We start from the raw sequence: 18,985 nt of genomic DNA on the forward strand, positions 1-18,985 counted from the left end.
TTATACTGTTTTAGTTGTTGCGCTCGATAACGTATCGGGCGAAAACTTCTAATGAATCTGTATTGTAGGGTATAGCTTCCAGGGCGTGTAGGGCTTCCTGGTATAGCTGGCGAGCTTTCTCCTGGGCGCCTGCTAATCCGAGCAGGGCCGGGTAGGTGCTTTTTTCCAGAGCGACATCCGAACCCTGAGGTTTGCCCAATGTCTGAGTATCGCTGATCACATCCAGAATGTCGTCCTGAACCTGAAAGGCCAGGCCAATCGCCTCTGCGAATCTATCCAGCTGCGGCAGGATGGCGACCCCTTTTTCACCGGCCGCCAGCGCGCCAAGACGCACCGCACAGCGGATCAGTGCCCCGGTTTTATGTCTGTGAATGGTTTCCAGCTGCGCCAGACCGACGCGCTTGTGCTCTGCGGCTAAATCCAGCGCCTGCCCGGCACACATACCGGCCGCACCGGCAGCCTGAGCCAATTCGCGAACCATGGCGATGCGCTGGCTGTTGCCCTCGGCACTCAGGCGGCCAGCAGCCAGTATTTCGAAAGCGAGTGTCTGCAAGGCATCACCGGCCAGAATGGCGGTGGCTTCATCAAAGGCGATGTGGCAGGTCGGTTTACCGCGCCGCAGCTCGTCGTCGTCCATCGCAGGGAGATCATCATGGATCAGCGAATAGGCATGAATACATTCGACGGCTGCTGCCGGGGCATCCAGATCATCCATCTCAGCGCCCAGCATACTTCCCGTGACATAAGTCAGGAAAGGACGGGCACGCTTTCCGCCCAGCAGGGTGCCGTGCCTCATGGCCTGCACCAGAGGCTGTTCGGGAAAAGGCAACTGAGTCAGCCATTGTTCCAGCTGATCATTATTACGGGCCGCGTACTCGGCCAGTTGTTGAGAAAGGCTGTTAGTCATCGCTCGGTTCAAAGTCCGTTAGTGGCGCATTGTCATCAGCTTGCAGCAGTATCTCAACCCGTTGCTCCGCCTGAGTCAGTTTCTGCTGGCTGTTGCGGGCCAGGGCAATGCCACGCTCAAATTTTTTCAGCGCGTCTTCTAAAGGGATATCACCGGATTCCAGCTCGTTGACTATCACATCGAGTTCATTCATGGCTTCTTCGAAGGCCATCTTTTCTGGTTTTTTAGTCGCCATATCCGGTCCATTGATGGGTTGTGAGCGCGTTTGGAGGTGCGCCCGAAAATGAGGGGAAAATAGCGCACAGGCTATGCCGGGTCAAATTATGGCACAGGGAAGTGTGCGCATTACAGTGTTATTTTTATGGTTTTTATACCCTGTAGCACTTTTGCCTCGCCCATAACAAGGGGATTGGCAACCACAGATCAGAAGCGAAGTTCGATTTTTCCCAGCAGAGCACAAAACCGAGGCTTAATCAGTGCTAAACCAAAATCCAAAGGTGCCGATACAGGGTGAGTAAGTTAGTATAGCGCCAGTTTGAGCTGGCCAGAGCAACCCAAGCATTCTGATGCCACTTGGGTTGAAAAGAAAAAATTACAGAGGAGTGATCCGTGGATTTGGCAACCCTCATAGGCTTAGTTGGTGCCTTTGCTTTTGTCATTATGGCGATGCTGCTGGGCGGCAGCCTTGATATATTTTTCAATGTGCCCTCTATTTTGATTGTATTGGGCGGGACATTATTTGTTGTACTGATGAAATACAGTCTGTCGCAATTTTTTGGCGCCGCCAAAATTGCGGCGAAAGCGTTTATGTTCAGAACGGACGACCCGGAAGATTTGATTGCCAAGATCGTTGAGATGGCGGATGCGGCACGCAAAGGCGGCTTTCTGGCACTGGAAGAAATGGAAGTCAATAACAGCTTCCTGCGCAAAGGGATTGATTTACTCGTCGACGGACATGACGCTGACGTGGTGCGTTCGACCTTACAAAAAGATATCGGTCTGACCAACGAGCGTCATGAAAGGGGGATCAGTATTTTCACCTCTTTGGGTGAAGTGTCACCTGCAATGGGCATGATAGGCACCTTGGTGGGGCTGGTCGCCATGCTGACCAATATGGACGATCCCAAATCTATCGGCCCGGCCATGGCTGTGGCGCTGTTAACCACTTTATACGGTTCGATCCTGGCCAACATGGTCGCGATCCCTATTGCCGATAAACTGTCATTACGTAAAAACGAAGAACGCCTGAATCGCCGCCTGATCCTTGATGGGGTACTGGCCATTCAGGATGGTCAGAACCCGCGTGTGATTGATGGTTTTCTGAAAAATTACCTCCATGAAAAACAACGCCGTACCGACGTTGACGAATAAGGAGGCAGGTGATGGACGAGACCGAATGCAACTGTAAGAAAGGCGCACCGGCCTGGATGGCAACGTTCGCCGATCTGGCGACTCTGCTGATGTGTTTCTTCGTGCTGCTGCTGTCATTTTCTGAGATGGACGTGTTGAAGTTCAAGCAAATTGCAGGCTCGCTGAAATTTGCCTTTGGTGTGCAGAACATGGTGGAAGTGAAAGATATTCCGAAAGGCACCAGTGTCATTGCACAGGAATTTCGTCCGGGGCGGCCTGAACCTACCCCGATTGAAGTCATCATGCAGCAAACGATCGACATGACCCAGCGGACGCTGGATTTTCATGAAGGTGAATCAGAGAAAGCCGGTGGTACAAAACGCGAAGCCGGTAAGCTGACCGGTGGGCGTTCTGAGCATACCGCCACCCAGATGAACCAGAATACGCAGTCGGAAATGACGCAAGCCCAGCAGCAGCTGGCCGATGTCTTGCAAACGGCCCTTGAGCGAGAAATCCAGGAAAATCTGATCGAGGTGGAAAACCTGGGTCAGCAGGTGGTCATCCGGATTCGTGAAAAGGGTGCCTTTCCGGAAGGGTCGGCCTTTCTGCAACCCAAATTTCGTCCGCTGGTGCGCCAGGTGGCCGAACTGGTCAAAGACGTGCCTGGCGTGATCACCGTTTCTGGTCATACGGATAATCAGCGGCTGGACTCTGAGCTATACCGTTCCAACTGGGACTTGTCGGCACAGCGTGCTGTTTCTGTCGCGCAGGAAATGGAAAAAGTGCAGGGCTTTGATCATAACCGGATGCGCGTGCTGGGACTGGCTGACACCTCGCCGCTGGACAGCAATGACACCCTGGACGGACGGAAGCGTAACCGCCGGGTCGAAATTGCCATCATGCAGGGGAAACCGCATTTTACCAATGAACTGACCAGCGACCCGGCAGGGGAATCTGCCGTCCCGTCAAATTAAGCCTACAATCTGAGTAAGGACCTGATGCGTGTTCGCCAGAGAGGACGAGCACGCATCAGGCGGCGAGGGCAGGAGCCATGACAGACCGCGGGTTTGTGAAACTCTGCGCTCGCCGTTTTTTCTGATAATCCTTTGTATTTCAGCGACCGCTTGCTTGCTGTATAATCCGCGCCTTTAGTTAGGCCCTGTGAAGCGAAGCATGTTATGAAATTTATTGTAAAGCCCCATCCAGAGATTTTTGTAAAGAGTGAATCAGTGCGGAAGCGCTTTACCAAAATCCTGGAGTGCAATATCCGCATTATCCTTCAGCGCCTGTCTGATCAAGTGGCTGTGTACAACCGACGCAGCTACATTGATGTCACAGTGAAGGACGACAGCCTCCGTGATCAGGTTCTGACCGTACTGACCCAGACACCTGGGATTCACCATGTGCTGGAAGTCAAACAAACTGATTTTACCGACATGCACGATATCTTCGAGCAGACTCTGGCCCATGTCGGCAACCAGCTTGACGGCAAAACCTTCTGTGTGCGCGCCAAGCGGGTTGGTAAACACGACTTTACCTCAATAGAGCTGGAACGTTACGTCGGCGGTGGTCTGAATCAGGCCTTTGACAGTGCCAAAGTGCAACTGAAAAATCCGCAGGTGACGGTCAATATTGAAGTGGACGGCGAGAAACTCAATCAGGTGCTTGCCCGTCATAAAGGGCTGGGTGGCTTCCCGCTGGGGACCCAGGAAGACGTACTGAGCCTGATCTCAGGTGGTTTCGATTCCGGTGTGTCCAGCTATCTGCACATCAAGCGCGGCAGTAAAGTGCATTACTGTTTCTTCAATCTGGGTGGTCCGGCACACGAAATTGGCGTGAAGCAGGTATCTCACTATCTGTGGAAGAAATTCGGCTCTTCGGCCAAAGTGAAGTTCATTGCCATCGATTTTGAACCTGTTGTGGCAGAAATCCTGGAAAATGTGGATGACGGCCAGATGGGCGTGGTGCTCAAGCGTATGTTTATGCGCGCGGCAGGCCAGGTTGCTGAACGTTTTGGCATTCAGGCGCTGGTGACCGGCGAAGCGCTGGGTCAGGTGTCAAGCCAGACGCTGACCAATCTGCGTCATATCGACAATGTGACAGAGACCCTGATCCTTCGTCCGCTGATCAACTGGGACAAAGAAGATATTATCAATGTTGCCCGTGATATCGGCACCGAAGATTTTGCCAAGACCATGCCTGAATTCTGTGGCGTGATCTCGAAAAGCCCGACCGTGAAAGCGGTGAAAGAAAAACTGGAAACTGAAGAAGCCAAGTTTGATTTTGCTGTGCTGGATCGTGTGGTGAGTGAAGCCCGTATCCTCGATATCCGCGACATCGAAAAAGAAAGTCAGGCGCAGGCACCAGAGATTGAGCTGGTGGATCAGATTGACGGCAACAGCACAGTGCTGGATATCCGCAGCCCGGACGAAGAAGATGAAAGCCCGCTGCACATTGAAGGGGTGGAAATCAAGCATCTGCCTTTCTACAAACTGGCAACTCAGTTCGGTGATTTACCTCAGGATAAAACCTACCTGCTGTATTGTGCTCGCGGGGTGATGAGCCGCTTACAGGCGCTGTACCTGAAAGAAAATGGCTTCGATAATGTGAAGGTTTATCGTCCATAACCCTCAATTGCTTTGCTTTTCGTTCCCTCCCCCTTGAAAAGGGGGAGGGATCGTGCAGCGATGACTGCAACCACGATGATTCCCTCCCCTTTACGAAGGGGAAGGAATATCAGCTTTTCCCCACCACGTCATAACTCATACTCGGCCACATCACCATAGGTTCTGCCACTTTGGCGGTTGTTGCTTTCCCCAGCAGCAGGGTGATGATTTCCAGTGCAAACTCTTGCGATGTACCCGGCGCCTGGCTGGTCAGCAGATTATTGTTCACATCAAACATCACGCGGCGACCTTCACGGCGGCGGTGCTCAGGAATCCGATCAACAAAGGCTGGGTGCGCCGTCATCAGCGCGTCCGGATACAGCTGGTGGTGTTCCAGCACCACAGCAGGCGCGGCGCAGATCGCCGCCACAAGCTTACCGTCGTATTTATGCTGCTTGACGAATTCAACCGTCAGCGTGCTGTCTCTGAGATATTCTGCGCCAGGCAGCCCGCCGGGCAGGACCACACAGTCGAACGGTTCATCGGCAATCTCAACCAGCGGGCAGTCTGCGGTCAGTGTGATACCCCGCGAGCCTTTCACCGCCAGTGCGCCATCCTCAGCTACGCTGGCAATGGTGACTTGCATGCCGGCTCTGATCAGAATATCAACCGTGTTGATGACCTCCATTTCCTCGCTGCCGGGGGCGATACAGACAGCCACTTTTAGTGGCAGGACTGAGGATGTCGATGGATTAGTCATAATTTTGCTCCAAGTGTTTGATCTGTTGCCACACGGCGGTATTCGCCGGGGCGGCAAGCTGAAAATGGTGTGCCTGCTCAAGCAGAAAGCCGGTAATGGCGTCGATTTCTGTTGGTCGCTGATTGGCAACATCCTGCTGCATGGATGAAAAGTTGGCCGCCGTGGCCTTGATAACCGTCAGAGTATGTTGCAATAGCGTTTCGGTGCGGGTGGTGTAGCCGACGGCTGTCATGACAGCCGCCACTTCGCGACAGATGTCCGTCAGCTCAGCGGCGAAATCCGGTAAAGCCAGATTGCCATTGCGGCATTGGTGGATGGCCGTCAGCGGATTGATGGCGCAATTGACTGCCAGTTTCTGCCATTGCGGAGCGTGTATATCGTCATGCCACTGGCAGGGAGCCAGAGCCGTGTTCAGCACGCTGGCCAATGCCTGCCATTGATTGCCGGCCCTATTGACTGCGCCCAGCCAGGTCGGTCCAATGCCCGTGTGGCGTACGCTATTGGCCCTAAGTCGTAAAGCCGCCTGAGAGGTGGTTGCATACAGTACCGGGTTATCCGGCAGCAATTGCAGCACCTCTTTTTCAGTGCCCATGCCGTTGTGCATCACAATCACAGGCGTTGCGGTGCGCAGCCAGGGCGCGATGTTCTTGATTGCCTCAGCGACCTGAAAGGCTTTGACTGTGATCAGAACGATATCGCTGCGGCTAAGCTGGTCGGGCTGATTACAGCGAAAGGTGAAAGTGTCTGCATCCGGCGCATCCAGGCCCTGCCAGTTCAGTGTACAGGTGCTGTCAGTCTGGCGGCGCCAAAGGTGGATGGTGTGGCCTTGTCTGGCCAGAGCGCCGGCCCAGAGGCTGCCTATGGCGCCAGCGCCGACTAAGGTAATCTTCACGGAATTGCCTGTTGGGAAAGGAATCACTGAGGCCTATTGTAGCGGCTGGGAAATCAAGGGGTAAAGTAAAAGTCCGGATACCAGAGTACCCGGACCGGATGTGGTTCAGAATTTATAGGTGACAGAGAAATAATGGGATGGGCCGGTTGATTCAAAGCTGTCAGAATCTTCAATCAGGTAGACATCATAGAAGAGTTTCAGGCCGTAGCCGACCGAGAAACGGTCAGAGTGCCAGTACAGCCCGTTAAACCAGTTCCCGCCATGGGTGGCCTGGGAATTGCCGTTAAATTCATCATCGGCACCGAACTGGTAATCAATATAGCCCTGATAGGAAATGTATGAGCCATTCGCAAAGGTATAAAAGGGTTTAAACCAGTTGGTGGAGATCTGGTAGCCGTTCCAGTCTTTGGCATTTACATCGTACAAACCATACAGATTCAGGCCGACTTTACCAAACCAGGGCACCATGATATCGGAGCCTATACCCCAGAAGGAGTTATTGACGTCCTGCGCACCGCCTCCCAGTTGAACAGGGTAGCAAAATAGAGCTCCTGCACCGGGCCGAATGAGAGATCGGTTTTAGTTAACGCATCGAGCGAAACCCGCGGCGCAAACTTCATGAACATTTTGGGTCTGTCTTTCTTGTCACTGGCGTCATTTTCTGTCAGATCGAAGAAATCCACATAACCGTATAGATCAAAAATACCGGAGCGGCCCCCAAACTCCATTTCCAGATAGTCATGACCGGATGGATCGCTGGGCGCACGGGGATACTCTTCCAGTGCGTACATCAGGTTGAACTGAAACCATTTATAGTCATTCTTATGGATATCGCCGTCAGTATAATCAGCGGCAAAAGCGGCTCCGGGACATACCAGTGCTGCTCCAAGAGCCAAAGCTAAACGAGTCTGTTTCATGTTGGCGTTCTCACTTATCGTTTATCGTTGCCATTGCTTAGTCACACCTCTGTCAAGAGGCTTGTTTCTTAACAGAAAGACAGTGTCTAACTTAAAAGATTAGTGGATTGCAGATGGGATGCCTTAGAAGTAAGAAAATAATCCGTGCTCTGGAGAGTGACACAGATCGTAACTTTAGAAATCAGTCAGCAAATCAGGCAGATGAAAGGGGTTGGCAGGAGAATAAAATTGTCTCAGGAGTTAGAACCAAAAACAAAGGCGCCGAGAAGGCGCCTTTGCAGAGTTCAGCGTGTTGCTCAAGGCAAGACTTAGAACTTGTAAGTCAGGCTGACATAGTGGCTGATACCGGTCGATTTGAAGCCATCTGAGTCTTTGATACCGTACACATCTTTGTAGGCTTTCAGGCCGTAACCCACCGCATAACGCTCAGAGTGCCAGTAGATACCATTGAACATGGCGCCGCCGTTGCTGGCAGAAGCGTACTCTTCTTTCATGCCAAACTGGTAATCAATGTAACCCTGGTAAGACACAAAGCTGCCGTTATCCAGAGTATAGAAAGGCTTGAACCAGTTGGTCGAAATCTGATAACCGTTCCAGTCTTTTTTGTTCGTGTCATACAGACCGTAGACGTTCAGACCCACTTTACCCAGCCAAGGTACGTTCACATCAGAGCCCAGACCAACGAAAGAGTTGTTTACGCCATCAGCACTGCCATCCCAGTTGAACAGAGTTGCTACATAAAGCTCTTGGACTGGACCAAAAGACAGGTCGGTCTGGGTCAGCGCATCCAGAGAAACGCGTGGTGCAAACTTCATGAACATCTTCGGTCTGCCAGCTTTATCGCTGTCTGGATCGCTGGTTAGATTGAAGATGTCGACATAACCGTACAGGTCGAAGATACCTGAACGACCGCCGAATTCCATTTCCAGGTAGTCGTGGCTGGATTCGCCTGGCAGCTCGTCAAATGCGTACATCAGGTTGAACTGAGACCATTTGTAGTCGTTCTTGTGGATATTACCGTCGGTGTAATCAGCAGCATTGGTCGCAGCAGACAGGGAAGCTGCCAGTACACTCAGTGCAACAAGGGATTTACGCATCGTCAACTCTCGCTAATTGAATTAAAACACCGGACTTTTTTGACCAGTCCGTATCAATGGCGGGAAGTGTATTGTTTGATGTCACTAATGTGAATGTAACAAATGACCAGTTGTTTTTTGATTGTGAGTTTGATCTTGTGTAATGGATTGCAAAAAAATCAAAAGTGATTTTGATCTCTTTTTGTTCGCTATTGGATGTAATTTTTCTGATCTAAATGAGTAATGGGTCAGTTATTGCGCATGTCTGGTATGCGGGAAAGTTAACTGAGATCAAATAAAGTCAACTTGAGAGTCAGAATTATCAACAGATATAGAAACAGAGGGGAGCGGGGCAAGCTATCTGACCTGGCATATTGGAACGCTCAGGTCAGATAAAGTTCCCGGACAAGGCTATTTTAGTTCTGATGCGGGGCGTATTTCGCCACCGCTTTGATGAGGATCAGCACAGGTAAGCCGATCAGTGCGGTACTCAGAAAGAAGATGTTATAGCCCCAGTGATCCACAAACAGGCCTGAAAAACCGGCGAGAAATTTCGGGAACAGCAACATGATGGAACTGAAAAGGGCATATTGGGTGGCAGAAAACGCCACGTTGGTCAGGCCGGACATAAAAGCAATAAAGGCGGCGGTGGCAATGCCGGCACTCAGGTTATCAATCGAGATCACCAAAGTCAGCATCGGCAGGCTGTTGCCAATATAGGTGAAGGCCATAAACAGCAGGTTCGTGAAAGCAGCCAGCACAGCGCCTAAGGCCAGAATCCGTAGCGTGTTATAGCGGTAAATTAATATACCGCCCAGGCCCGCCCCGGCCAGTGTCATAATCACCCCGTATATTTTCGAGACAGAAGCCACCTCGGTTTTGCTGAATCCCATGTCGACATAGAAAGCGTTGGCCATCACGCCCATGACGACGTCTGAGATACGGTAGCAGCCGATCAGCGCCAGCAGCAGCAGGCCGGCTTTCCCATAACGCGAGAAGAAATCGATAAAAGGCATGATCGCAGAGGTGTAAAACCAGGCACACATCCGGGCCAGCCAGTGCGGCATGTTTCCGGCTGCCAGCCTTTGGCGGATCTCCGCTTCCAGCGCATCCATTTCTTTGCCGTTACGTGCGGGTTCATGAATGCAAAGCGCGGTGATCAGGCCGACGGCCATAAAGCCGGCCATGATGAAATAGGCCGTCTTCCAGCCAATCGGATCATAGCCGGTGTCTGAACCAAATAAAGCGGCAAAGGCCAGCGCGCCAGCGCCAGCCATGATCATGGCCAGCCGGTAGCCTGTCATATAAGCGGCAGCCAGCGCGGCTTGCAGGCGTTCCGTTGCCAGCTCTATCCGGTAGGCATCAATCACGATGTCCTGCGACGCAGAAGAAAACGCCACTATCACCGCAAATACCGCTAACTGGTATAAATCAATCTGCGGATTACTTAACGCCATACCGCACAGTGAAGCAATGATCAGCAACTGCGAGAACACCATCCAGCCACGGCGCCGGCCCAACAGGCTTGACAGGACAGGGACGGGGAAGCGGTCTATCAGCGGTGACCAGATCCATTTAAAGCCGTACGCGAGCGCGACCCAGCTGAAATAGCCAATATCAGTGCGGCTGACTTCGGCTTCACGCAGCCAGAAGGACAGGGTGCCAAAGACCAGCAAAATGGGCAGACCGGACGAAAATCCGAGTGCCAGCATGATGAGAACTTTTTTCGAGATATACGCGCCACCCGGTGTTCGGGCGTTCGTCGACGGTGTGCTCCATGTGGAGTGGCCTCTGCTACTTATTACTATCTGGTTCCAGATTTAGCGCTATAAGGTAACAGCAAGCGCGGGTAAGAAAAACCATCGGAAAGTCAAAGTGTGGTGAGTTTGGGGGCAAAGTACTGCTTTAGGGGCGAATGCCCTGCATTTTTTCGGGGGCTTCACCGATGCCCAGCAGGAATTTAGCGCCGGCTGTGACGCGAAACTGGATAAAGCAGTTACCCAGCAACTGGTGCTCTTCCAGTGATTCCATCAAATGCAGCAGATACCAGTACACGGACTCATAGGCATTGTCAGGCGTACCGCTGGGGATCGACAGCAGCCACCAGTCATGCAGATGCTCAGTGCAGGTTTTTTTAAGGAGTCGTAGCTGGTATCACCGTTGATGGTGCCCAGCATCGAGATCGCCAGAGCGGGTGCGTAATCAGTAATGTGATTGGCAATTTGCTCTGTCGGCACATCCGGTATTGAGGAAACAAGTTTGAGCATAGGCACCACCCTGGCCGAAGATTAACGGCCAGGGGCGTCAATCTACTTGTTGATTAGGTTAATAGCTTTAATAACTATAGGCTGCTGAGGCACATCTTTCATACCTATTGAGCGGACTGTTGTGGTAGGAATCGCGGCCATTTTTTCAATAACTGAGAACCCTTTCACAACTTTTCCGAACACCGCATAACCCGGCTTGCCCGGGTTGCCGTCAAGAAAGGTATTGTTCTGGTAATTGATGTAGAACTGACGCGTGGCTGAATCGGCCACTTGTGTCCGCGCCATGGCGATAGTGGCTCTTTGGTTGCTCAGGCCGTTATCTGACTCATTTTTGATAGGCTCGTAACTCGGGCGCTGCTGCAAATCGGCATCAAACCCGCCGCCTTGCGCCATGAATCCCGGAATCACCCGGTGGAAAATGGTGCCCACATAGCTGCCGTCTTCGACATAGCGCAGGAAGTTCTTGGTGGTGACGGGCGCTTGCGCTTCATTCAGCTCAACCACAAATTCGCCCAGACTGGTTTCAATGGCAACCTGAGTGGCGGCCGAGGCTGAAAACGAAAGTGCCAGCAGGGTGGCGGTGATAAAATGTCGCATTACAGGTTTTCCTCCATGTAGCTGTTCAGTTCCGTATCAGACTGGATGTCACGCAGGACGGCATCCATCAGGCCGGTCATTGCCACTTCCATTGACTCTGTGGACGCTGTCATCGCGCCCTCGCGGGATGATTTACCCGCATAACGTTTGATGAATTTTCCGTTAGGAGTTGTCAGAACCAGCTGCAGCTGCAGCTTGCTGTTCAGGGTGTGGCTGAAGGCGCTTTGTTTGACATTGACGATAGCTTCCAGAATATCCAGTCGCATGGTGTTCTGGCTTTCGTGGCCGATTTGTACGCCCTGAGAGCTCAGCTGACGAGAAAGTGCGTCTTGTAATGTCAGGCGCAGGTTTTCTTTCGCGTGCAAGGGATGGACGTTCTGATCGCCGTTATCAACCACAGCAACAAACTGGGCGGTGCGCAGGTCGCGGCTTTCAAGGGTCAGGCTTTGCCCTTCCAGGTCTGGCTGTTTGGCCAGTGAAGGAGAGGGCTGGATAGAAAGCTGGGAGTCAGTCGGTGCCGTACAGGCCGTCAGCGCCAGCAGAGAGACGGCGAAAATGAAAGGTTTCATCCGGTTTGTTCCTTATTTAACAGGCTGTCGCCAGCCGCAATGAGCAAAATTATGGGCTTATTTTTCAGCTTGATAAACCACAAATTTAGGGTTCTGAGCAATTTTATGCACTTTAGCAAACAGGCGCTTAAGTTTTCCATCATAGCCAAGATGACGGTTACCGATCACTATCAAACGTCCGTGCTGCTTTAGGCTTTGCTTTGCATCACAGAACATTTGCCAGGCAATATGATCGGTAATGGTATTTTGCTGGTGGAAAGGCGGGTTGCATAACACCAGGTCTGCGTCGCTATTTGCCATACTTTCCAGACAGTTATCTACTTTAGCCTCGAGTTGAGCCGGATGAGTCAGATTCAGGTCAGCATTTTCCCGGCAAGACGCCACGGCCATGTAGCTTTCATCGACACAGGTCACTTTCGCTTGTGGGTTGAGTCTGGCTGCCTGCACACCAATGACCCCGTTTCCGCACCCTAAGTCGATAATGTGCTTCAGTGCCGGATCCTGAGGGATATGCTCCAGCAATAACCTGGCACCGATATCGAGGCTGTCACCGGAAAACACATTGGCATGGTTGGTCAAGGTGAGCTTGTACTCAGGCACCTCCCAGCGCTGGGCTTCCGGCAGCGGTGCTGCCAGATTTTTATCCGGCTGACAGAAAATCAGACGTGCTTTTTTCACTGCCAGTGACGTACTGGTCGGGCCCAGATGTTTCTCGAACAGTTTGAGTGTCGAGGAATGTATGTCTCTGGCTTTAGCGGCAGCAATCACCACACAGTCTTCAGGTAAAGCGGCACAAAGCTGGGTGAGCTGCCAGACAAGCAGCCGGTTATTTTTAGGCAGCTTCAGCAGTACCAGCTGGGTCTGCGGGGGCACCGGGGCCAGACAGTCTGCAAATCTGATGTCCGGCAGCGCATTTGCGGCCAAATTGTGCTGGCTGGCCGTTCTTGCAATGTATGAGTCACCCACAGATACCGTTTGTCCCTGACCGGCGAACCAGCATGCCAAGGCACCAAAACTGTCGTTCATGATCAGCACAGGGCGATCTGCGTCAAGCGTGAGCGCCTGCTTCTGTTTCATGTCTTCAACCTGGTTGATCAGGTATTCATCTGCGGCATCCCAGGCTTGCAAGGTTTCATGTTGACGAATCGGGTATCGGTTCAGTTGCAGGGTCTGGCCGTGCAGGGTGAGCTCAGGTTTCATTCAGGCTATCTTTAGGGTATGTTGTCGGGTTGAATATTTTCGCAGATGCTGACCTAGCTGCAAAGTCTATCCGTGAGAAGTGTGTTGTTATGATAAGCATCACACCGCGATTTTCAGAATATCGCCGCATTTTTATTCGCTATTCTTGCTCAGACCCCAACATGCTGGCGTCAGGAGGCCTTATGATCCAGGAACGTATTGAACAGAAACTGCAAGCCGCATTGGCACCGACTTATCTGGAAGTGCGCAATGAAAGCTATATGCACAATGTGCCAGAAGGCGCAGAAAGTCATTTTAAAGTGATAGTGGTCAGTCATGAATTTGAAGGTCAGCGCCTGATTGGTCGCCATAGAGTCATTAATACGGTACTGGCCGATGAGCTGGCCAATCACATTCATGCGCTGGCGATTCACACTTACACCCCGGATGAATGGCAGGCGCAGCAGTCTGCTCCGGCTTCTCCCGCTTGTTTGGGTGGCAGTAAGTTTGGTTAAGATATGATGAATACATCCAGCGACTGAACCGTAGTGAATGACACCTCGGAGCAAAAACCGCATCTTGTTGCGGTTTTTTACAGTCCGAAGTTTGAAGTTGATAGTCATCAATAACTGAGTGATGGCGTAGTATACGCACCGTGAAGTCACAGAGTGCCTGTGATAGCCCTGCTACTGGCCTTGCGGTGCTGGCGGCGCCGCTGAGTTAGCAAGCCTTTTCTCATCTCTGGCGACTATAATGAGTCCCGAATGTGGTGAAATGTTCGGTAATGCCTGAGCCAGCGGATGAAAACATATGTTGCAAATTCGATGCAGTTTTGCGTCGAATTTTACTGTTTTATGACCATTGAATGCGTTAGTTTTACCGACTGTCCTTTGGTGTTGACGTTTTGATACCAATTTGTAAATAGCACAAAAATATAATTTTCGAGGCAACAAGCAGAAGATTCAGCGCAAGTGTGCGTTGAGTCAAATTTATCTGTTCTCGTGATTATTAGCACATCAGCTATCGCTGAATTTCGGTTCGATTAGCGAGGTTTGCCATAGTAAAAACCTGTTGATTAATGCTAAAATCCGGCCCTCGAAAAAACTCGTCATCTTAAATGTGTGATGAAAGAGTTAATAGGATGTTGCGGTGCTGGTTGCTGGAAAGCCGGCCTCGGACCAAGGAAAGTCGTGTCTAAGTTGCGCAATAACAAGTTCTTTTTCCCGTTAATGTAGTGCAAGTGCGTATGATTACAATAAAGAAGGGGCTGGATATCCCAATTGCAGGGACTCCTACCCAGGCGATAAATGATGGTAAATCCATCTCTCGAGTCGCCTTGCTTGGCGAAGAATACGTGGGTATGCGTCCAACCATGCATGTCCGCGTTGGGGATGTAGTAAAAAAGGTCAGGTGCTCTTCGAAGATAAGAAGAACCCAGGCGTGAAATTTACTGCTCCGGCCAGCGGCAAGGTGTTGGAAGTCAACCGTGGAGCGAAGCGTGTGCTTCAGTCTGTTGTCATTGATGTTGAGGGCGATGAGCAAATCACCTTTAACCGCTATGACAAAGCTGAGCTGGCTCAACTGGATCGTGCTGTGATTGTCGAGCAGCTGGTTGAGTCCGGTATGTGGACAGCGTTACGTACCCGTCCATTCAGTAAGGTCCCAGCGATCGATTCTGAAACACAGGCGATTTTTGTCAATGCAATGGATACCAATCCATTGGCAGCGAACCCAGAAGTGATCATCAACGAGCAAGGCGAAGCCTTTGTCGCTGGTCTGACGCTTCTGTCTCGTCTGACTGGTGGTAAGGTGTATGTGTCCAAGTCAGGTGCAAGCCTGCCACGCAGCAGCGAAGCCAATGTGGAAGAGCACGTATTTAACGGACCGCACCCTGCTGGTCTGGTCGGTACGCACATCCATACTTTGTTCGGTGCTGACGCGCATAACGTTGCTTGGCACCTGAACTATCAGGATGTGATTGCTTTCGGTCAGTTATTCCTGACTGGTGAGCTGTACACTCAGCGTGTTGTTTCTCTGGCAGGACCTGCCGTCAACAACCCTCGTCTGGTTCGTACTGTGATCGGTGCGTCTATTGATCAGCTGACTGAATCAGAATTGCTAACCGGTGAACTGCGTGTGCTGTCAGGCTCTGTCCTGAATGGCATTCCGGCGATTGGTCCTCATGCTTATCTTGGTCGTTATCACCTGCAGGTTTCTGCGCTGCGTGAAGGCCGTGAGAAAGAGTTCATGGGCTGGATCGTACCTGGTAAGAATAAATTCTCTGTAACACGTGCTTTCTTTAGCCAGTTTTTCCCAGGCCAACTGTACAACATGACAACCACGACCAATGGTAGTGAGCGTTCTATGGTGCCAATCGGTAACTATGAGCGTGTCATGCCGCTGGACATCGAACCGACACTGCTATTGCGTGATCTGTGCGCTGGCGATACTGACAGTGCCCAGCAGTTGGGTGCGTTGGAGCTGGATGAAGAAGATCTGGCACTGTGTACCTTCGTGTGCCCAGGTAAGTATGAGTACGGTCCAATGCTGCGTGCATGCCTGGACAAGATTGAGAAGGAAGGATAATTCATGAGCCTCAAGAATTACCTCGAGCAGATCGAACACCACTTTGAGCCAGGTGGTAAGCATGAGAAGTGGTTTGCACTGTATGAAGCAGTTGCAACCGTGCTTTACACCCCGGGTATGGTGACACGTACAGGCTCTCACGTGCGTGACAGTATCGACCTGAAACGCATCATGATCATGGTTTGGCTTGCTGTCTTCCCTGCCATGTTCTGGGGCATGTATAACGTCGGCCATCAGGCTGTTGTTGCCCTGAACCACCTGTATGCGGGTGATCAGCTGGCTGCCATTATTGGCGGTGACTGGCATTACTGGCTGACCGAGTCTCTGGGCGGCACCTTAGGTGCTGACGCAGGCTGGGGCAGTAAAATGCTGCTGGGTGCGACTTACTTCCTGCCTATCTATGCCACGGTATTTATCGTGGGTGGCTTCTGGGAAGTGCTGTTCTGTATGGTTCGTAAGCATGAAGTGAATGAAGGTTTCTTCGTCACTTCGATTCTGTTTGCGCTGATCGTTCCGCCGACATTGCCTTTGTGGCAGGCCGCACTGGGGATTACCTTTGGTGTTGTCGTCGCGAAAGAAGTTTTCGGTGGTACGGGTCGTAACTTCCTGAACCCTGCACTGGCTGGACGTGCCTTCCTGTTCTTTGCTTACCCTGCGCAGATCTCTGGTGATCTGGTTTGGACAGCAGCGGATGGTTTTTCCGGTGCTACTGCGCTGAGCCAATGGGCGAACGGTGGCCAGTCGGCGCTGATTAACACGGTTACCGGCGAAGCGGTGACCTGGATGGATGCATTCATTGGTCGCATTCCGGGTTCAATCGGTGAAGTCTCAACCCTGTTCATTCTGCTTGGCGGCGCGTTCATCGTGTACCTGGGCATTGCGTCCTGGCGCATCATTGCCGGTACCCTGATTGGTATGGTTGCAACTGCAACCCTGTTCAACATTATTGGTTCTGATACCAACGCAATGTTCGCGATGCCTTGGCACTGGCACCTGGTACTGGGTGGTTTTGCGTTTGGTATGATGTTCATGGCGACCGATCCGGTTTCTGCTTCGTTCACCAACAAAGGTAAGTGGTGGTACGGTGCCCTGATTGGTGTGATGGCTGTTCTGGTTCGTGTGGTTAACCCGGCGTATCCGGAAGGCATGATGCTGGCGATTCTGTTCGCGAACCTGTTCGCGCCACTGATTGACCATGTAGTTACTCAAGCCAACATCAAACGGAGACAGGCTCGTCATGTCAAATAAGAACGATAGCATTAAAAAAACGCTGATTGTTGTTGTTGTCCTGAGCCTGGTGTGCTCTATCGTGGTATCAACGGCAGCGGTCATGTTGCGTCCAATGCAGCAACACAACGCCAAACTGGATGTTCAGCGTAACATTCTGTCTGTAGCGGGCCTGCTGCAAGACGGTATCAACGTTACAGATACTTACAATCAGTTCATCGAACCTAAGCTGGTTGATCTGGCTACCGGTAACTTTGTCGATTCTGTTGATGGTCAATCACCTGCAGAGTACGACCAGCGTGACGCAGCGAAAACGAATGATCTGTCCGTTAAGCTGGACCCGGCCAGCGATCCGGCGAAACTGATCCGCCGTGCGAATGTTGCCAAAGTCTATCTGGTAAAAGATGCAAACAACCAAGTTGAGAAACTGATTCTGCCAGTCAACGGCAAAGGGCTTTGGTCCATGATGTACGCATTTGTTGCAGTTGAAACTGACGGCAACACAGTGTCTGGCATCACTTACTATGAACAGGGTGAAACCCCTGGACTGGGTGGTGAAGTTGAGAACCCGAAATGGCGTGCACAGTGGGAAGGTAAGAAACTGTTTGATGATAGTTTTGCCCCTGCAATCCGTGTCGTGAAAGGTGGTGCGCCTGAAGGTGATGTTCATGGTATTGACGGCCTGTCTGGTGCAACCCTGACAAGTAACGGCGTACAGAACACCTTCAACTTCTGGTTAGGTGAAAACGGCTTCGGTCCGTTCCTGACTAAAGTGCGTAACGGAGGCCTGAACAATGGCTGATACGAAAGAAATGAAAAAAGTCCTGTTTGGGCCGATCTTAAGCAACAACCCGATCGCCTTGCAGGTACTGGGTGTGTGTTCAGCGCTGGCTGTAACCACTAAGCTGGAAACTGCGTTCGTTATGGCGCTGGCGGTAACCTTTGTTACTGCATTTTCCAACTTCTTTGTTTCTCTGGTGCGTAACCAAATCCCGAACAGCGTGCGTATTATCGCTCAGATGGCGATTATTGCCTCGCTGGTTATCGTGGTTGACCAGGTGCTGAAAGCGTTCGTTTACGACATCTCTAAGCAGCTGTCTGTATTTGTAGGCCTGATCATCACTAACTGTATCGTTATGGGTCGTGCAGAAGCTTATGCAATGAAATCTGCTCCCCTGCCATCTTTGCTGGATGGTATCGGTAACGGTCTGGGTTACGGTTTCGTATTGCTGACAGTCGGTTTCTTCCGTGAGCTGCTGGGTTCAGGCAAACTGTTTGGTATGCAAGTGCTGCCGCTGATCTCTGAAGGTGGCTGGTATCAGCCGAACGGTATCATGTTGTTGGCACCGTCTGCCTTCTTCCTGATTGGCTTCATGATCTGGACTATCCGTACATTCCGTCCAGAACAAGTAGAAGCGAAGGAGTAAGGGAAACATGGAACATTATATTAGCTTACTGGTTCGTTCGATCTTCATCGAGAACATGGCACTGTCTTTCTTCCTGGGGATGTGTACGTTCCTGGCGGTATCGAAGAAAGTCAAAACCTCTTTTGGTCTGGGTGTCGCAGTTACTGTTGTACTGACTATCTCAGTACCGGTAAACAACCTGGTTTATAACCTGTTGCTGAAAGACGGCGCCATTGTTGAAGGCGTTGATCTGACGTTTCTGAACTTTATCACTTTTATCGGTGTTATCGCGGCGCTGGTACAGATTCTGGAAATGATTCTGGACCGTTTCTTCCCGCCGCTGTACAACGCGCTGGGTATTTTCCTGCCGTTGATCACTGTGAACTGTGCAATCTTCGGTGGCGTATCTTTCATGGTACAGCGTGACTACAACTTCGCGGAGTCTGTGGTATACGGCTTTGGCTCAGGTGTGGGCTGGATGCTGGCTATCGTTGCCCTGGCGGGTATTCGCGAGAAGATGAAGTATTCTGACGTACCTGCCGGTCTGCGTGGCCTGGGTATTACTTTCATCTCTGTAGGTCTCATGGCGTTGGGCTTCATGTCCTTCTCCGGTGTACAGCTGTAATCAGGATAATAAGGAATAATT

18 protein-coding genes and 3 pseudogenes are annotated in these 18,985 nt (G+C 51.4%); 9 read left to right on the plus strand and 12 right to left on the minus strand.

Annotated elements, in window-relative coordinates:
• Positions 1–10: 10 nt before the first annotated feature.
• Complete coding sequence (gene ispA, locus P4S53_RS13220; protein WP_337113009.1) at positions 11–907, minus strand: (2E,6E)-farnesyl diphosphate synthase; 897 nt, start codon at positions 905–907, stop codon at positions 11–13.
• On the minus strand, positions 900–1,142 hold the full coding sequence (gene xseB / locus P4S53_RS13225) for an exodeoxyribonuclease VII small subunit (RefSeq protein ID WP_027253848.1): 243 nt from the start codon (positions 1,140–1,142) through the stop codon (positions 900–902). Before xseB ends, ispA begins: the two co-directional genes overlap by 8 nt.
• Before the next feature lie 374 nt (positions 1,143–1,516).
• Between xseB and pomA the strand changes: the two genes are divergently transcribed.
• The 3 genes from pomA (at position 1,517) to thiI (ending at position 4,884) form a co-directional block, all read left to right on the plus strand.
• Positions 1,517–2,278: a flagellar motor protein PomA gene (pomA, locus tag P4S53_RS13230; protein WP_337113010.1), complete on the plus strand. Its 762-nt coding sequence runs from the start codon at positions 1,517–1,519 to the stop codon at positions 2,276–2,278.
• Positions 2,279–2,289: 11 nt separating this feature from the next.
• Positions 2,290–3,231: a flagellar motor protein MotB gene (locus tag P4S53_RS13235; protein ID WP_337113011.1), complete on the plus strand. Its 942-nt coding sequence runs from the start codon at positions 2,290–2,292 to the stop codon at positions 3,229–3,231.
• A gap of 204 nt (positions 3,232–3,435) precedes the next feature.
• Positions 3,436–4,884: a tRNA uracil 4-sulfurtransferase ThiI gene (thiI, locus tag P4S53_RS13240; RefSeq protein WP_337113012.1), complete on the plus strand. Its 1,449-nt coding sequence runs from the start codon at positions 3,436–3,438 to the stop codon at positions 4,882–4,884.
• 109 nt (positions 4,885–4,993) lie between these two features.
• On the opposite strand, the gene P4S53_RS13245 is transcribed toward thiI, so the two are convergent.
• The 10 genes and pseudogenes from P4S53_RS13245 to P4S53_RS13290 form a co-directional block, all read right to left on the minus strand.
• Positions 4,994–5,623 carry a DJ-1 family glyoxalase III gene (locus P4S53_RS13245; protein WP_337113013.1) on the minus strand — a complete coding sequence of 210 codons (630 nt, stop codon included), beginning with the start codon at positions 5,621–5,623 and terminating at the stop codon, positions 4,994–4,996.
• On the minus strand, positions 5,616–6,515 hold the full coding sequence (gene panE / locus P4S53_RS13250; RefSeq protein ID WP_337113014.1) for a 2-dehydropantoate 2-reductase: 900 nt from the start codon (positions 6,513–6,515) through the stop codon (positions 5,616–5,618). The genes P4S53_RS13245 and panE overlap by 8 nt, the downstream gene beginning before the upstream one ends.
• Positions 6,516–6,620: 105 nt before the next feature.
• Positions 6,621–7,432: pseudogene (locus P4S53_RS13255) on the minus strand (nucleoside-specific channel-forming Tsx family protein).
• 308 nt (positions 7,433–7,740) lie between these two features.
• Positions 7,741–8,529, minus strand: a complete 789-nt coding sequence (locus tag P4S53_RS13260; protein ID WP_337113015.1) for a nucleoside-specific channel-forming Tsx family protein — start codon at positions 8,527–8,529, stop codon at positions 7,741–7,743.
• Positions 8,530–8,924: 395 nt separating this feature from the next.
• A pseudogene (locus P4S53_RS13265) lies at positions 8,925–10,287 on the minus strand (AmpG family muropeptide MFS transporter).
• 126 nt (positions 10,288–10,413) lie between these two features.
• Entirely contained in the window at positions 10,414–10,539 is a 126-nt protein-coding gene (locus P4S53_RS13270) for a hypothetical protein (protein WP_337113017.1), read from the minus strand.
• On the minus strand, positions 10,539–10,775 hold the full coding sequence (locus P4S53_RS13275; RefSeq protein WP_337113018.1) for a hypothetical protein: 237 nt from the start codon (positions 10,773–10,775) through the stop codon (positions 10,539–10,541). The genes P4S53_RS13270 and P4S53_RS13275 overlap by 1 nt, the downstream gene beginning before the upstream one ends.
• Before the next feature lie 42 nt (positions 10,776–10,817).
• Entirely contained in the window at positions 10,818–11,372 is a 555-nt protein-coding gene (locus tag P4S53_RS13280; RefSeq protein ID WP_337113019.1) for a peptidylprolyl isomerase, read from the minus strand.
• Positions 11,372–11,941, minus strand: a complete 570-nt coding sequence (locus P4S53_RS13285; protein ID WP_161459126.1) for a YajG family lipoprotein — start codon at positions 11,939–11,941, stop codon at positions 11,372–11,374. The genes P4S53_RS13280 and P4S53_RS13285 overlap by 1 nt, the downstream gene beginning before the upstream one ends.
• A 57-nt stretch (positions 11,942–11,998) precedes the next feature.
• Complete coding sequence (locus tag P4S53_RS13290; RefSeq protein ID WP_337113020.1) at positions 11,999–13,141, minus strand: methyltransferase; 1,143 nt, start codon at positions 13,139–13,141, stop codon at positions 11,999–12,001.
• Positions 13,142–13,323: 182 nt separating this feature from the next.
• Between P4S53_RS13290 and bolA the strand changes: the two genes are divergently transcribed.
• The 6 genes and pseudogenes from bolA (at position 13,324) to nqrE (ending at position 18,964) form a co-directional block, all read left to right on the plus strand.
• Positions 13,324–13,635 carry a transcriptional regulator BolA gene (gene bolA, locus P4S53_RS13295; RefSeq protein WP_337113021.1) on the plus strand — a complete coding sequence of 104 codons (312 nt, stop codon included), beginning with the start codon at positions 13,324–13,326 and terminating at the stop codon, positions 13,633–13,635.
• A gap of 731 nt (positions 13,636–14,366) precedes the next feature.
• Positions 14,367–15,706, plus strand: a pseudogene (locus P4S53_RS13300) (Na(+)-translocating NADH-quinone reductase subunit A).
• Positions 15,707–15,709: 3 nt separating this feature from the next.
• Positions 15,710–16,954 carry an NADH:ubiquinone reductase (Na(+)-transporting) subunit B gene (locus P4S53_RS13305; RefSeq protein WP_337113022.1) on the plus strand — a complete coding sequence of 415 codons (1,245 nt, stop codon included), beginning with the start codon at positions 15,710–15,712 and terminating at the stop codon, positions 16,952–16,954.
• Complete coding sequence (locus P4S53_RS13310) at positions 16,944–17,735, plus strand: Na(+)-translocating NADH-quinone reductase subunit C (RefSeq protein WP_337113023.1); 792 nt, start codon at positions 16,944–16,946, stop codon at positions 17,733–17,735. Before P4S53_RS13305 ends, P4S53_RS13310 begins: the two co-directional genes overlap by 11 nt.
• Positions 17,728–18,360, plus strand: coding sequence for an NADH:ubiquinone reductase (Na(+)-transporting) subunit D (locus P4S53_RS13315; protein ID WP_337113024.1), 633 nt, complete (start codon positions 17,728–17,730; stop codon positions 18,358–18,360). The genes P4S53_RS13310 and P4S53_RS13315 overlap by 8 nt, the downstream gene beginning before the upstream one ends.
• Before the next feature lie 7 nt (positions 18,361–18,367).
• Complete coding sequence (nqrE, locus tag P4S53_RS13320; RefSeq protein WP_027253866.1) at positions 18,368–18,964, plus strand: NADH:ubiquinone reductase (Na(+)-transporting) subunit E; 597 nt, start codon at positions 18,368–18,370, stop codon at positions 18,962–18,964.
• Positions 18,965–18,985 lie beyond the last annotated feature (21 nt).

Source organism: Photobacterium sp. Hal280 (genome assembly GCF_037162255.1).
Lineage (GTDB): Bacteria > Pseudomonadota > Gammaproteobacteria > Enterobacterales > Vibrionaceae > Photobacterium.

Coding starts and splice junctions, on each gene's coding strand:
- ispA (WP_337113009.1), bottom strand. CDS start 907: ATGACTAACAGCCTTTCTCAACAACTGGCCGAGTACGCGGCCCGTAAT.
- xseB (WP_027253848.1), bottom strand. CDS start 1,142: ATGGCGACTAAAAAACCAGAAAAGATGGCCTTCGAAGAAGCCATGAAT.
- P4S53_RS13235 (WP_337113011.1), top strand. CDS start 2,290: ATGGACGAGACCGAATGCAACTGTAAGAAAGGCGCACCGGCCTGGATG.
- thiI (WP_337113012.1), top strand. CDS start 3,436: ATGAAATTTATTGTAAAGCCCCATCCAGAGATTTTTGTAAAGAGTGAA.
- P4S53_RS13245 (WP_337113013.1), bottom strand. CDS start 5,623: ATGACTAATCCATCGACATCCTCAGTCCTGCCACTAAAAGTGGCTGTC.
- P4S53_RS13260 (WP_337113015.1), bottom strand. CDS start 8,529: ATGCGTAAATCCCTTGTTGCACTGAGTGTACTGGCAGCTTCCCTGTCT.
- P4S53_RS13270 (WP_337113017.1), bottom strand. CDS start 10,539: ATGGAATCACTGGAAGAGCACCAGTTGCTGGGTAACTGCTTTATCCAG.
- P4S53_RS13275 (WP_337113018.1), bottom strand. CDS start 10,775: ATGCTCAAACTTGTTTCCTCAATACCGGATGTGCCGACAGAGCAAATT.
- P4S53_RS13280 (WP_337113019.1), bottom strand. CDS start 11,372: ATGCGACATTTTATCACCGCCACCCTGCTGGCACTTTCGTTTTCAGCC.
- P4S53_RS13285 (WP_161459126.1), bottom strand. CDS start 11,941: ATGAAACCTTTCATTTTCGCCGTCTCTCTGCTGGCGCTGACGGCCTGT.
- P4S53_RS13290 (WP_337113020.1), bottom strand. CDS start 13,141: ATGAAACCTGAGCTCACCCTGCACGGCCAGACCCTGCAACTGAACCGA.
- bolA (WP_337113021.1), top strand. CDS start 13,324: ATGATCCAGGAACGTATTGAACAGAAACTGCAAGCCGCATTGGCACCG.
- P4S53_RS13305 (WP_337113022.1), top strand. CDS start 15,710: ATGAGCCTCAAGAATTACCTCGAGCAGATCGAACACCACTTTGAGCCA.
- P4S53_RS13310 (WP_337113023.1), top strand. CDS start 16,944: ATGTCAAATAAGAACGATAGCATTAAAAAAACGCTGATTGTTGTTGTT.
- P4S53_RS13315 (WP_337113024.1), top strand. CDS start 17,728: ATGGCTGATACGAAAGAAATGAAAAAAGTCCTGTTTGGGCCGATCTTA.
- nqrE (WP_027253866.1), top strand. CDS start 18,368: ATGGAACATTATATTAGCTTACTGGTTCGTTCGATCTTCATCGAGAAC.